Origin of the sequence: Candidatus Avelusimicrobium caledoniensis (assembly GCF_902756455.1) — a bacterium.
Lineage (GTDB): Bacteria > Elusimicrobiota > Elusimicrobia > Elusimicrobiales > Elusimicrobiaceae > Avelusimicrobium > Avelusimicrobium caledoniense.
In genome coordinates this window covers 1-14770 of record NZ_CACVRB010000008.1, presented here as the reverse complement: position 1 = coordinate 14770, position 14770 = coordinate 1, and the positions used below count along the sequence as shown (strand labels likewise).

Here is a 14770-nt window from a genome sequence, read left to right as displayed (position 1 = left end):
AGCGTCTTATAATAATAGTATGAGAAAAGGGGTCTTAATCGGTTTTATATTGGTTTTTTGCTTGACAGGAAAGGTCTGGGCACAAGGAGGCAAGCGGTTGGTTACAGGCGTGCAACGGGCCGCTGTCGCTGCGCGTGCGTCCGGCAGTTCTGTTTCTGCGGCGTCACAGGGTTGGGTGAACAGAGCGGGAATGTGGGAAGTGCCGTTGCAATCAACGGATATGTCTGTGAAAATGCCGAGTGGGGAACTAACCACCGTGACGAAAATTCCGGCTACGTCGCAGGTCGTACGCGTGGCAGACGCTGCGTTTAACACATCATTACTAGCTAACACGTTTAAAGCGTATCCGATTAAAAGCAAGAAACGTTTGGAAGTTACGGGAGCTATTTTCCAACTTGACTATAACGGAAAAACCGAAATTTACGGCGCGGTGGCTTCGCATCGGTTAATTTCTGCGCTTAAGAGTGTTCCCAAATTTGTTGATAAAAAATTTTTCGCAGATGTGTATATAGACGGAGAATGGAAAATGATTCCTGCCAAAATTGTACAGTTGGGAGCTCCGAAAACACTTGACGTTACCCTGATTAAATTTCAGCCGAAAGATGAAGCGCATTTAAAACCGCTGTTATTAGCCAAACATAACCCGGCTGTGGGGGTGGAATTACAATCGGCGGGTTTTCGTCCGGACGATATGTTGTATGTGCCCGGACGGGTAGTGCGTGAAGTAACCCCGCTTTCTTTTCGCACATCTATTTCAAGCAATTCTTTTGACCGGATAGGCCTGTGTGGCGGCCCGGTAGGGCACGGTAATATATTAGACGGCATCCACACGGGAAGTACCAATGAAGAAAACCCAATGGACGAAATCGGTTTTGCTACCCGTGCCGAGCATCTTAGAAAATTAGTGGATGCCTATCATACCAACGGACAGGCCTATATTCCGATAGAAGTAAACGGACACCATTTGATAGATTTGCAAGTAGATGAGTATGTGCATACTATGAAATTTTTAGACGCTGAAGGCCGCGTGCTAAGTGAAGATAAATTTTCCGGGAAGTTTTCGTACAGTAGGGTAGCTGAGGAGCTTGAAGATCCTCAATTGCGGTATGTTGAAATAAACACAGCGCGGGTATCGTGGAATCGGGAAGAACCGGACCAAATTCAATTTTATACGCCGGCGCGTCATCTTAAATACGATGTCGTTACGAAACAAGTGGTATCTGTTGATAAGGATAACGGAACTTATGAACATTAGAAAAGGACTTGCGTTAATTTGCGGTATGGGCCTATTATTATACACTTTCCCGGCGAACGCGCAGAATCTGCCGGGCAAGTTGGTGCGTGCTTTGCATGGAGCACCGCGGGCCGGCACGTGGGGTGCCTTGCAAGGGGCTCGCCCGAGCGGAATAGAGTTCGGAACGGTCAACCAACGTCAAATTTCACAGACTATTGAAAAAAACCGTCCGTTTGACGAAACATGGCGCGCGGCTTTAAAAAGTTCTTTTTATGCTAAACCGCCCGACTCATTTTTTAATAATGTATTTTCCGGGGTAGTATTTCAAAGTGAGCGTACCGGAAAAGCGTACGGCGTAATTACTACGCATGACCTTTCCACGCCGCCGGTAAACCTGATGGCGGAGATGATGAGTCAAAGCAGTTTAAAACGGAATTTTGACTTGCAGGCCTTTGATGCACAAGGTAACGAGGTAACCGTGCCCGCCCGGGTGGTACAGTTAGGGGCGTTCGGCACGATAGACTTGGCATTGGTGGAGTTGGCCCCTTCCGCTTTACGTTTATTTACACCTGCCCGCATAGCCAAGCGTCCGGTCGCTCCGGGGCAAAAACTGCTTTCGCAAGGGTTTTCAAGCGGGTACACTGTTTTTATTCCGGACCGTCAAATTTTACAAACAACGCCGTTTTCCGTGCGTACCACTATGCCCGGGCCCGATTGGCTGCGCCGGGGGTTGTGCGGCAGTCCGCTGTTTAACGAACAAGGGGAATTAGTTGCTATTCACACGGGTAGCAAAATCGGCGGACAAGGAAACGGCGAAGATATCGGCTACGCCACAAAAGCACAATTTTTGGAAAACTTGGTGGAAGCGTACGAGGGCGGCAAAGATGTTTTTATTCCTTTTGAAATTAACGGTATGCACATTACCGACTTGCGGGTGGACGAATATATAGAGCGTTACAAATTAGTGAGCGAACAGGGCCGCGTGTTGTGGGATAGTTCTGTAAGAGCCAAATTTCCTTTTAAACACGTAGAGAGTTTAATGACGCGTTTATCGCCGCGCTACATAGACTTAACGGTCGGACGAATCAAATGGGCCGGAGAAAACGGACAGTATGCTGAATTTGAGCGCGAAGTGCGCGGCCTCAGATACGACTTGCAAACGCAGCAAGTCAGTGAGTTAGATATGCGCCCGCTGTACCAACAATTTCCATCGCTGTTGGAGGGATACCGATGAAACGGCTTTTCTGTATTTTAGGAATTTACGCGGCCTTGTTTGGCGCGGCGACGGTGGCCTGCGCGCAAGGGGGTGCTTTGGTAAAAGGAACATTCAAAATGGTGGAAGGTACCGTCGGTAAAGGGTGGAGTAGCGGTATTTCTGTGGCGGGGATGCAGCGTTATGTGGAGCGTCAGATCATTTGGAGCGGTATGAATCAAGCACAACGCAGTGTATGGCAGAGTTCTTTTCGGGCCCGTTCGCCAAAAGATGATGAGGCCATTAAGTCTTTTTCCGGCACGCTGTTCAAATATGGAGCGGATACCTACGGCGTGATTGCCGCCCATGCGTTAGTATCCGATGAGCAAAACCCCAACATCGGGCGTTGGTTTTTTGCAGACGTTTTTTTGGACGGCCAGTGGACGACTGTTCCGGCCCAAGTGGTACAACTGAGTGCGCCTGCTACATGGGATGTGGCGTTAGTTAAATTTAGACCGAAAGATGCCGTTCGCTTACAACCGCTGGCGTTAAGCAGCCGTTCTTTGCAACCGGGAGATCCGTTGCGCGTAACGGGATTTCATCACCAAACTCCGCTTACTTTATCAGGGCAGCAAGTAACGGAAATTTCCCCTTTTTCAATCCGTGCGCCTATTTTGGGGGCTAATATACAGCGAATCGGTTTGTGTGGATCGGCGGTAACAAACGGGCAAGGCGAACTGGTGGGTGTCCATACGGGCAGTAAATTTGGTTTTGACGGAGACATCGGTTATGCTACCCATGCGTACATTTTACCTAAATTGGTGGAAGGTTCCCAAAATAACGGACAAGTCTTTTGGCCGTTGGAACTTGATGGGAAAAAAATAACAGATTTACGTTTGGATGAATATGTTTATACGATTGATTTGCTGGGACCGCAAAAAGAACATCTGGCAAAAATTACGTTTAACGGTAAGTTTTCATATCGGGAAGTGGCAGAGATGCTGGCGCAATATACGCAGACGCAGTATTTAGAATTATCCACGGCGTACGTATCGTGGAAAACAGAAAACCCGAACTTGCTTCACTTGTACACGCCGGCCAGAAAATTATTATACGATTTGCAAATGCAACGTATCGTGGAGTAGGAAGGGACTATGAAACAATGCAACAATAGGGTATGTATGTTGGTTTTATCGGGCTTACTTTTAGTAACCTGCCCGCTGACGGGTTACGCCCAAAAAGGTAAATGGTTAGGCCGGTTGTTTACCCGCAAAAACTCGTTTACAACGGCTGAATTATTAGGTAATTCATCGGATAAATTGGGTAATTTTTCGTTGGAAATGTCCGTCTTTTCAAAAGTCCAACAAGCGCAACTGGATGCAAACGGCGGACACGGGCCGCTACTGCGCAGTACCTTCCGGGCCCGTGCCAACCGACAGGAAGAAAACAGTATATTTTCGGGAACGGTGTTTAAAATTTCATATCAAGGGCAAGATGAAATTTACGGAGTAGTTGCCGCGCATGCGGTGGGAATAAATTTAAATACGCCCTTGGCTCAAAATTTTGTGGCAGATATATACACTCCGCAGGGGATGCGTACGGTGCCGGCTCAAATTGTGCAAATATCCGCTCCGAGTATGTTGGATATGGTGCTTGTTAAATTCCGGCCGGAAGATGAAAAATTATTCACGCCGCTTACGCTTGCCCGCCAACGGCCCCAAGTGGGGCAACTGCTCCAAACACAAGGTTTTGCCCGCGGAAAAGAAGTCTTTTTGCCGGACCGCACCTTGCAGGAAAATGCAGGCCCTGCGTTGCGGACACAAGTGCCAATACCGCATGGGCAACGCAACGGATTGTGCGGAAGTGCGCTTACCAATGAGCAATACGAGTTGGTGGGAATCTATACAGGAAGTGCGTGCGGGCTTGCCGGGGATGTAAGCTATGCGATGCCCGCGTCTTTTCTTTCTACGTTGGTAGATGCTTATCATGGGCACTCAGATACTTTTCCGTTTGTTTTAGACGGACAGATGATTATGCCGCTTAAAGTAGATGAGTATATTTCCGAAGTCCGTTTGGCCGATAGGTTTGACAATCAACAGGCCTATTTGCGCTTTGGGTATAAACTGTCTTACAGTACGTTGTTGGAGCAGATGGAATTGCATAACCCCCGGTACTTAAATTTTGTGGTCCGTAAAGTCAAATGGATCGGCCGGAGAAATGCCCGCCACTTAGAAGAGGACCGTGAACATTTTTGGGATGCTTACACGATATATACGTATGATACTTCGTTGAAAAAAATAATTTCCGAAAAAAATAAAATGTGGTGGAACAATTGGTTGTAAAATTGTAATTCGTGTGATGAACTTATGAAAAAACGGCGTTATTATTTGATTATTAGTTTATGCTTGTGTTGGGGGACGGTGCAAGCGGGCGGCCCGTTTGGCAAGCAATTAGTATTGCCGTGGGGAGTGACGAAAAATTTATCCGGTTTGTCCGGCGTATCATCTGCGGCACTCTCCAACCAAGTGCGCCGTAGTGCCCTATCTTCTTTACAACTTAGCGGATATAACGGCTTAATAACGCCACAGAATGCCGCGCATGTATTACAAACCCAACAGGAACTGAAAAAACTGCGCGGTCAATTACAATTGCCGGAAGTGCCTACTTTCTCGCCCGCAGTTTCTTTGTCTGCCCCTGCCGTACAGCCGGTTACCCCGGCGGCTACTCCCGGTCTTGCTCATCCGTATTTGTCGGGTACTTTTCAGGCGCGGGATATGTCTGCTCTTGTGCCTTCCCGTTATTCCGGCACCTTGTTTGAAGTGGACGGACAAATTTTCGGAGCGGTAGCGGCCCACGTGTTTGACCGTGGGGACCAAGAAGTAGTCCAACTAAACCGTATTTTTATGGCAGATATTTATCGCGACGGTCATTTCGTTTCCGTTCCGGCGAAAGCCGTACTCATTAACCCGATGTTTGATGTAGCGTTGGTAAAATTCAACCCTAAGGATGAGGGGTTGTTAGATAAACCGTTTGTTTTGGCCCGAAGCGAATTATCATTAGGGCAAACGCTTTCCTCTCACGGTTTTGTGGGACAACGGGAAATTGTAGATATAGCTAACCGTGTTGTGGTGGAACGAACGCCGCTTTCTTTCCGTACTACGATGCCGCTGGCGCAGGATAGACGCCACGGGTTGTGTGGTAGTGCGGTAGTGAATGAGCAAGGTTTATTGGCCGGAATCCATACGGGCAGTACACGTAAAATAAATGCGCAAGAGGATGTAGCTTATGCCGTTCCTGCCGACGTGTTATATAAATTGGCCAAGAGTTATGAACAACAAGATGACACGAAATTTGAATTAAATTTTGACGGTCATATCGTCCCCGTGTTATCCAACGAATATTTATCCAAAGTAATGTTGTTTGATGAAGCGGGCGACGAGCTTTGGGGAGCCCGGAGCAGTTCGTATTTCTCCTATAAATTGCTTCGGACTAAAATTGCCGAGTATAAGCCGCGCTATGTGGAATTTACGATCGGGCGTGCCGGTTGGGAAAACTCCTATTCTTCCTACCTTAATTACGAGCCGGCCGTGCGCAAAGTACGCTATTCCCTCACAGATGACGGATCGGTAGGACCTAACGCTGATTAGGTCTTTGGACCCTTGTTATATCGTCAGGGAGCCCATAAAATATACATATGAGGAAAAATTTTAATTATCTGGTCGTTTTGGCGGGATTGGTTGCGTTGTCAGAATCTGCCGCGTGGGCCCAAGAATCGTTAATAAAGGCGGCCCTGTCTCGTAGCGGGTCCCTTTCGTCATGCGGCGGAGTGTCATCTTGTGCAAGGGTGGGGGCGGATCTGTTTACACCGCGTTTGTCGGCGGGAGCACTGAATCAGGAAACGATTTTACGCGGTGTTTTTCAGGCACGCGAAACGACGGTAAACCGTACCAATTTATTTTCCGGAACTGTTTTTCAAGCAACTCATAACGGGGTGCCCGAAACATATGTGGCCGTGGCGGCGCATGCGTTGGAATCCGGCCGTTTTGTATTAGGCAAAACTTTTACGGCAGATATTTATGCGGGGGATGGAACATTTAAAGCTGTTCCGGTGGAAATTATACAGGTTTCCGCACCGAGCATGTTAGATGTGGCGATTGGTAAAGTGCTGGAAGGAGCGGAAGAATTAAGACCTTTTGAAATTAGCCGCCGTCCGTTTTCTAACGGCGATAAAGCGGTTTCGTATGGTTTTGCCGGGCAAAAATTTGTTGCAATTGAAAACCGTATGTTTTCTTCCAAAACACCGCTTTGTATCCGTACAACGATGCCCTACCCGCGCAACGACCGCATGGGATTATGCGGCAGTGCCCTACTGGATGAAGCCGGCCAACTTATAGGCATTCATACGGGAAGCACCTACGGAAAATACGGCGAAGCCGATGACGTAGGGCATGCTACGGATGTGCGATTGTTAGAAGTGCTGGTGGAAGCGGCTTACCATGACGGGGTGGGCACATTCCCGTTGATATTAGGCGGGCAAAAAGTGTTGGATATGCCGGTGGACGGGTACATTTCATACGTACGTTTATTTAATGAAAATAAAAAGCAATTGTGGCAACGCGGGTTTGAATCTAAATTTGCCTACGATCAGGTAAATGCCATGATAGAAAAATTTTCCCCGCGTTACATTGAATTGACCACCCGTCGCGTGCATTGGGATCCGGCTACCCCGGATAAATTGCTTGAAATCCGTAACCCGCGCGATAAAACCCGCCGGACATACCGGTATGATTTTAAAGAAGGGAAAATTATATTTGAGTCTAAATCTAAAGAATAAGTGCATACTATGAATTTAAAAAGCGCAAAAATAGTTTTTCTTTTTATTATTACCGTGCTGTTGACGCAAGGAGTAGCCGGGGCCCAAGGTTTTGGTCATAGTGCCGTGGTGGGGATGACCCGGCGTTTTAGCCAAATTAAGAATTTTCAAAGACCGCTTGTCGGGAAAGGGTCGTACCTAAAATCCGGGATCGGCTCTGCTTATAACCACAATTTGTCTGTGCCCTATTCTGTTAACTTAACTTCTCGTGTCGCGCAGCAGGCGGCGTCTGCCTCTCTCCAAGCGGCGAAAAAGGGCCCGTCGGATCATTCTTTTCTACCGCGCGTGCCTAAGGAGATTACGGCGTTTTTGCCTTCTTCCTTTCAAGCCCGTCCGGGTCCGTCCTTGGGACAAGCTAATTTTATTTCCGGTACCGTATTTAAGACCACCTATGACGGACAAGAAGAAATATTCGGCGTGATACCTATGCACGCGTTGGGAAATGCTTTTACTTGGCAAGAATCGGTGGGAGCCAGTTTTACCGCAGATTTGTTTGATCCGACTACCCGACGATTTATTTCTGTTCCGGCGGAGATTGTACAAATCAGTACGCCGGAGTTTTTAGATGCGGCCTTAGTTAAATTCCGCACCCAGGATGAAAAGCTGCTACATCCTTTGTCATTAAATACCCAAATGCCTACGTGGCATTCGGTGGTAAGTTCACAAGGTTTTGCTGCCCGGCAGGCGGTCTATATTCCACAACGCCGCGTTATTAAGACGGAACCTTTTACCCTTCAAACGACTATTCCGTTCTCACGGGACCAACGCAAAGGATTGTGCGGCGGGCCTGTCGTGGATCAAGACGGGCGGTTAGTGGGCATCCATAACGGCAGTTCGTATATCGGCAAAAACGAAGCATACGACAAAGGGTACATTACCCCTGCGTGGATATTGGAACGTTTGGTACAAGCTTATAAAAATGAGGGGAAAGCCAAAATTCCGTTAACGATGGATGGGAAAACGTTGATTGAATTAAATGTGGACGAGTATATTTCGCATATTTCTTTAAAAAGCAGTGGTGAAATGGAGTTAGGGCATTATACCGTAGATCATAAATTTTCATACAACGCTTTGCAGGAATTGTTAGAATCGCACTACGCACGCTATATTGACTTTAGTGTTCACCACGTACGTTGGAACGAGGATGAATCCTTTGTGTTGGACAGCCGTTTTGATGCGCCCAATTTGGTTAAAATATATCGTTACGATACGGAGACCGACGAGCTTAAACCGCTGGAACCGGTGCCGGCTCAAACTAAAAAGAAATGGGATTTATTCCACTTGTTCGGACGTAAAAATTAAAAGACTTGTTTGCCGTTAATAAAAGTAGCTTTAGGGGTAAAATCTTCGTTTAGTAGTGTAATATCTGCCTGAAAACCGGCATCCAGTTGGCCGTGGCTTTTTAATTGCAGAAGTTTGGCCGGGTTGGCATTAGCGCACCGCACCGCTTGCGGTAATGGATAGCCCCACGACACTAAATTTTTAATGCCTTGCGGCAACGTCAATGCAGATCCCGTAATCACGTGATCTGTTTTTCTTCGCCATACGCCGCCTTCAAAAATTACTTCATCCCCATTAGCGATAAACGGCCCTTTCTCTTGCGCGGTGGGAGTCAGCGCATCTGTAATTAACACTAATTTATCGGCTGATTTTACACGGCGTAAAAAAGCGATAATCTGTGGATGTACGTGTACACCGTCGCCGATAAATTCGCACGATACGTTTTCATTCATCAGCACCGCACCGGCGGCTCCCGGGGCGCGTTGGGTAAACGGACTCATCGCATTAAACGCGTGGGTGGCGTGAGAAACGCCCCATTGTATGCCGCGGCAAAATTCTTCGTACGTGGCGTTGGTATGCCCGGCTTGGGGGATAATTTGGTGGCGTAAACAAAAATCAATGACAGGCGCGATACCGGGCAGTTCGGGCGCGAGCGTTATGCTGGTGATTTTTCCGTCCGCGGCCTTGTACAATTCTTCCATTATTTTTACGTCGGGTAAAGCCATGTCTTGCGGTTTCATCGCGCCTGCTTTTTGCGGCGAAATGAAAGGCCCTTCCAAGTGAAAACCCAATATGCGTGCGCCTTTTTCTTGCCCGATAGCGGGTGCTAAACGGCGCAGTTGTTCTTGTAACCGCGCGGGCGCGGCGCAATATAACGTGGGACAAAACGCCGTCACCCCATACCGGGCGAGCGCCTCTGACATCGCCCACAACGCTTGCGGGGTGTTTTGTTCCGGGCCGTGTCCGGCTAGGCCGTGAATATGCATATCAATAAGACCCGCCATGGCCCACGCTCCGCCGGCATCTATGATTGTATCGGCGTTTGGCAAGGGCTTTTTACTCATCGGAAAAACCGATACAATTGTCGGTCCGTCGGTTAAAATAGCGTAATCGTTGCAGACGTTTTCTAAGGTAATTAAATGGACGTTAGTGAGTAGCGTTTTTGTCATAAACTATCCTTTTATTTCCACGCACCACGTTTGGGCTTGCGGATGTTGCTGTTGTTGGGTTAATAGAGCTTGTTTGACTTCGCCCGTTAATAGCGAGGCCGCGGCTTCGTCCACCAGTAGCGTGGCGTTAGCGTGTGTTTTAAGCGCGGTAATCGGCCATTTTGGGGTAATTTCTCCTTGCGATAAACGTGCTACGGCTTGCGCTTTTGACGGACCCGAAGCCAAAAATAATAATTCTTCGGCATCTAACACCGTGCCGATACCTACGGTTAAAGCTTGCGTAGGAACGCGCGACACATCGTTATTAAAAAAACGGGAATTGGCTTGCCGGGTGCTGGGTTCCAAAGTAATGGGACGCGTGCGCGAAGTAAATGACGAGCCGGGTTCATTAAAAGCCAGATGTCCGTTGCGGCCCACACCTCCCAAAAATAAATGAATTTTACCCGCTTGTTTAATAGCGTTTTCGTATCCGTCGCACGTGGCTTGCAAATCGGCGGACAAACCGTCTAAGATATGCGTATTAGACGGTTGTAAATTCACACGACTAAACAAGTGCTCTTGCATATAAAAATGATAACTGTTCGGGTCGTTAGGAGTAAGGCCCACATACTCATCCATATTAAACGTAACGATATGGGAAAAATCTAACTGCCCGTTTTGGTACATTTCACTTAAAAAACGGTACATGTCCACTACCGTAGCTCCGGTGGGCAACCCAAGTACAAACGGTTTTTTTTCAGACGGCACAAATGCCGTCACCTTCTGTCGGATGTAGGTGGCGGCCAGTTCCCCGATATTTTTTTGGCTGACCAGTAATTGCATAGTTGTTTAGTTTAGTGCTTGTTTAATTTCATCACACAGAAATTCCACGTCCGGCCCGATGACCACTTGTACTTGTCCGCTTTGCGTTTTGACTACGCCGCGCGCACCGAGCGATTTGAGCGTTACTTCGTCTACTTTTTGTGCGTCGTGTACTTCCAGCCGAAGCCGCGTGGCACACGCACCAAGCGTTTTGATGTTCTCTTTCCCGCCCAGCGCGCTCAGATATTGCTGTCCGCGCGAGTTAGCCGTTGTTGAGGCGGTAGGAACAGGAGCTTGTTGGGCGGCGGGCTCGTCGTCACGGCCCGGGGTTTTTAAGTTCCACTTAATAATGGCAAAGCGGAAAATAAAATAGTAAAGCACGCCCCAAAAAATACCTACCGGAAGTAACCAAAGCGGCCGCGAACTAATCCCGTAGCTAAGCAGGTAATCAAATAACCCGGCGGAAAACGTAAAGCCCAGTTTTACACCCAGTATATTCATAAGTACCATGGAAATACCGGTCAGTACCGCGTGCAATATATACAGCGGGAACGCTAAGAACATAAAGGCAAATTCAATGGGTTCGGTAATGCCGGTTAAAAACGAGGTAAGCGCCATGGAAAGAAGTAACCCGGCCGTTGCTTTTTTGCGTGTGGTGTTAGCGGTATGTAACATAGCCAAACACGCGGCCGGAAGTCCAAACATCATCACCGGGAAAAAGCCCGCCATAAATGTGCCGGCGGTGGGGTCTTTGGCAAAGAAGCGGTACAAATCGCCGTGCACGATCGTATCAATACCGTTTTGCACGGTGGCAAAATCGCCGAATTGAAACCAGACCAAATTATTTAAGATGTGGTGCAACCCCACCGGGATCAGCAAGCGGTTAGCCAGCCCAAAGAAAAATAGGCCGATGTTACCCGAAGAAATCGTCCAGTTGCCAAAGGTGCTGATGGCGCGTCCGATAGGCGGCCAAATAAAATAGGCCAGTGCCGCTACCAACAAACACGCCGCTCCGGTAACAATCGGCACAAACCGTCGTCCGCCGAAGAAGGCCAAATAAGGCGGTAATTTAACGGTATGAAAACGGTTGTATAATACGCCGGCCAATATCCCGGCAATAATACCGCCCATAACGCCCATATCAATAGAGGAGTCTAACGATTTTAGCGCGGCAGTTAAAATCATATATCCGACAAAAGCGGCTAAGGCAGCCGCGCCGTGACTTTCTTTGGCAAATCCGATGGCTACGCCGATAGCAAAAATAGCGGGTAAGTTAGCAAACACGGCATTTCCGGCTTCGGATATAAATGCGATATTTAACAAGTCCGGCTGGCCTAAGCGCAAGAGTAACCCGGCGATGGGGAGTACCGCGATAGGAAGCATTAAGGCGCGGCCCAGTTGTACGGCCGCCGCCCCACAGGCACGAAAAATATTTTTTAGTTTTGTCATAATTCTCCTACAATTTCTGAAGCAAAGTGTTGTTTAGCAAGTTCCCGTACGGCGGCGGCACTGGGTTGTTGTAACGCTTGCAACGCCAGTTCCCGGCACCGGTGGTAATTGAGCCGGCGGATACGTGCTTTTGTCCGGGCGGCCACAGCTGCACTGACGGCCAAATGTGTAACGCCTAAGCCGATTAAAAAGGGGGTGGCGTCAGCTTCGCTAGCAAGTGCCCCGCAAACGGCTACGGGTTTTTGGTGTGCCAAGGCCCCTTCGCACGTTTGGTAAATAAGTTGCAATACCGCCGGGTGCAGGGCATCTGCCAACGGGCTTAAATCTTTGTGATTACGGTCAATGGCCAAGGTATATTGGGTCAAGTCGTTGGTGCCGATAGAGAAGAAGTCCACATGCGGGGCCAGTTGTTTAGCCAGCAACGCCGCCGACGGAACTTCCACCATAATACCCAGTTGGGCGGTTTGTTTGAGCCCTAAGGAAATGCTTTCTTGTTTAAAAATTTGTTTAAAGCGGATGATTTCTTCTTCAAACGAAATCATCGGTAACATAATGCGTACCCGCTCTTGCGGAGTAAGCCGCAACAACGCACGCAGTTGGGTGCGGAAAAATTTTTCGTTGGCATCCAACGCGCGTATGCCGCGTATGCCGACAATCGGGTTATCTTCCGGGGCGATGTTGATAAACGGCATGGGTTTATCGCCGCCGGCATCTAACAGGCGAAACGTAACCGGTTGTCCGGGCAGTGCATCTAAAATCATCTGATACGCGGCCAGTTGTTCTTGTTCGGTGGGGGCAAACGGCCGGTCTTGAAATAAAAATTCCGTACGCACAAGTCCCACCCCTTCGGCGCCGGAGGCAAACGCCCGGGCGGCTTCTTCGGGCCCGGCGATGTTACCTTCTACATAAATGCGCAGTCCGTCCCGCGTGGTGGCGGGCTCTTGGGCGCGTGCGGAATCTTGTTGGTTACGCTGTTGTACTTGTTGGATATGTTCTTCAAACTCTTTTTGTTGTGCAGATGTTGGGTCAATAACAATTTGGCTTTCGTCGGCGTTTAACAAAATAATTGTTTGCGGGGGAATATCCAGTACATATTTTCCGGCCCGGACGATAGAGGGGATATTGCGGTTTCTTAGTAAAATGCCCGCGTGCGCGGTAGGGGAGCCGCTAGCCAGTAATACACCGGCGGTATGTTCGGGCAAGGCCGACACGTCGGACGGGAGCAACTCATCGGCAATAATAATACTGCCGGGGGGAATGGAAAGCGAGCGGCGTTGTTGCCCGGTAAGTTGGCAAAGCACTTCGCGGCGTAAATCTTTTAGATCGGCAATACGTTCCATTAAAAAGTTGTTTTTAGTTTGCTTGAGCATGTCCACACTGCGCCGGATAGCACTGTTAAAGGCAAAAGCGGCGGTTTTGCCTTGGTCAATAATTTGGCGGGTAGTGTTAGCTAGCAAGGGATCTTTAAGCAGTAGTAAATGCGCATTTAAAATATCGCGTGTAACTGTGTTTTTTTCTTCGCCGAGCCGTTGTTCCATTTGTTTGCAAAGCGTATTAAGTGCTTCGTCCAAAGCGCGGCGTTCGGACTCCGGGTTAGACGCATTTTCTTCAAAAGAAAACGCACTTGCTTTAAATAAAAACGCCGGGCCGCACGCTAAACCCCCACACGCGCAAATACCTTGGAGCGATGTTTCTTCGGTCGGTGTATCGTTGGCGGGATGGCTTGCCTCGGTAGTTTCGCCCAGTACCTTATTGAACGCTTCTTCCAGGCGTTTGAGCATTACTTGTGCTTGTTCTTTCGGGCCAAACACGCGCAAAATAACAGAGTCGTTACGGCTAAGGCCTAAGCCCATTAAACTGACAATACTTTTCGCATCGGCGCATTGGCGGCCTTTGTGCATTTCCACTAAATAAGGATGCTCGGCGGCAATAGCGGCCAAAATCGCGGCGGGACGGGCGTGCAGACCGGTGGGGTTTTTAAGCACGAGCGCGTCGGACTCCAACATTTCTAACGAGGATAAATTGCTGCTGGTGCTTTCCATATTATGCACGCTAAAGAGTGGGAGTCCTGTTTTGATTTTTTCGTCGGCTAAAGGTGTAATGGCCGCATCCGCGGGCGAGGTAATAACCAGTAATACAAGCGGACTGGCGGCCTTTTTTGTCAGGATGTTTAAATCAAACGAGAGTAATTTTTGCCCGGCTTGTACGCTTTGCCCTTGACGGACAAACACTTCAAACCCTTCGCCCTTTAGTGCCACACTTTCCAACCCGACGTGGATAAGCACTTCCATATTTCCTTTTTTAATGACCATGGCATGCAAGGCGGCGTTGATGTTGGTAACGGTACCGTCTAAAGGGGCAAATATCGTTTGGCTGGCCGGAAAGATAGCTAAGCCGTTGCCTAACATGTGTTCACTAAATACGGGGTCGGGTACTTTTTCTAAGGGCACAACAGTTCCGTCTAACGGGCTAATCAGTGTAATATCTGCGGGCATAAAAACTCCTTTGATTTTCTTTCTTCCATTATAGTATATCTGCGACGTTTTGTGACGTTATTTTAGGACCGTTGTGGCGTGCGGCGAGCACCCCGGCAAGGGGGGCGTTGCAGAATAACACGAAGTCCCCTTTTGCGAAAGATAACATAAATTGCTTGCAGAGGTCCTAGGCCTCACGCCTGGGCCCGGCAAGGGCCTTTTCTGTATATATTTTTCTCTCGCTCGTCATCCCGCAGAGTTTCTATGCGGGATATAGCGAGAGAAAAAATAAAACTT

At 48.5% G+C, this 14770-nt stretch carries 11 protein-coding genes; 7 read left to right on the top strand and 4 right to left on the bottom strand.

Features of this window, described 5'->3' with window-relative positions:
- Positions 1 to 19: 19 nt before the first annotated feature.
- From ACQY2W_RS02835 to ACQY2W_RS02805, 7 genes are read left to right on the top strand one after another with little or no spacing between them, the layout of a single operon-like run.
- Positions 20 to 1255, top strand: coding sequence for a hypothetical protein (locus ACQY2W_RS02835; protein WP_428049165.1), 1236 nt, complete (start codon positions 20 to 22; stop codon positions 1253 to 1255).
- The gene (locus ACQY2W_RS02830) at positions 1245 to 2468 is read left to right on the top strand and encodes a trypsin-like peptidase domain-containing protein (RefSeq protein ID WP_428049163.1); all 1224 of its coding nucleotides are present in this window, start codon (positions 1245 to 1247) and stop codon (positions 2466 to 2468) included. Before ACQY2W_RS02835 ends, ACQY2W_RS02830 begins: the two co-directional genes overlap by 11 nt.
- Entirely contained in the window at positions 2465 to 3571 is a 1107-nt protein-coding gene (locus tag ACQY2W_RS02825) for a S1 family peptidase (protein ID WP_428049161.1), read from the top strand. The genes ACQY2W_RS02830 and ACQY2W_RS02825 overlap by 4 nt, the downstream gene beginning before the upstream one ends.
- Before the next feature lie 9 nt (positions 3572 to 3580).
- Positions 3581 to 4768 (top strand): hypothetical protein, encoded by a 1188-nt coding sequence (locus tag ACQY2W_RS02820; protein WP_428049159.1) that lies wholly within the window; start codon positions 3581 to 3583, stop codon positions 4766 to 4768.
- A 24-nt stretch (positions 4769 to 4792) separates the two neighbouring features.
- Positions 4793 to 6073, top strand: a complete 1281-nt coding sequence (locus ACQY2W_RS02815) for a hypothetical protein (protein WP_428049157.1) — start codon at positions 4793 to 4795, stop codon at positions 6071 to 6073.
- 47 nt (positions 6074 to 6120) lie between these two features.
- Complete coding sequence (locus ACQY2W_RS02810; protein WP_428049155.1) at positions 6121 to 7260, top strand: hypothetical protein; 1140 nt, start codon at positions 6121 to 6123, stop codon at positions 7258 to 7260.
- A 9-nt stretch (positions 7261 to 7269) separates the two neighbouring features.
- Entirely contained in the window at positions 7270 to 8601 is a 1332-nt protein-coding gene (locus ACQY2W_RS02805; protein WP_428049153.1) for a hypothetical protein, read from the top strand.
- Here ACQY2W_RS02805 and nagA read toward each other — a convergent pair.
- From nagA to ptsP, 4 genes are read right to left on the bottom strand one after another with little or no spacing between them, the layout of a single operon-like run.
- Positions 8598 to 9749, bottom strand: coding sequence for an N-acetylglucosamine-6-phosphate deacetylase (gene nagA, locus ACQY2W_RS02800; RefSeq protein WP_428049151.1), 1152 nt, complete (start codon positions 9747 to 9749; stop codon positions 8598 to 8600). The two genes, ACQY2W_RS02805 and nagA, sit on opposite strands and share 4 nt — an antisense overlap.
- A gap of 3 nt (positions 9750 to 9752) precedes the next feature.
- Positions 9753 to 10571: a glucosamine-6-phosphate deaminase gene (gene nagB, locus ACQY2W_RS02795; RefSeq protein WP_428049149.1), complete on the bottom strand. Its 819-nt coding sequence runs from the start codon at positions 10569 to 10571 to the stop codon at positions 9753 to 9755.
- Between the two features lie 6 nt (positions 10572 to 10577).
- Complete coding sequence (gene nagE / locus ACQY2W_RS02790; RefSeq protein WP_428049147.1) at positions 10578 to 11999, bottom strand: N-acetylglucosamine-specific PTS transporter subunit IIBC; 1422 nt, start codon at positions 11997 to 11999, stop codon at positions 10578 to 10580.
- Positions 11996 to 14494, bottom strand: a complete 2499-nt coding sequence (gene ptsP / locus ACQY2W_RS02785) for a phosphoenolpyruvate--protein phosphotransferase (protein WP_428049145.1) — start codon at positions 14492 to 14494, stop codon at positions 11996 to 11998. The genes nagE and ptsP overlap by 4 nt, the downstream gene beginning before the upstream one ends.
- Positions 14495 to 14770 lie beyond the last annotated feature (276 nt).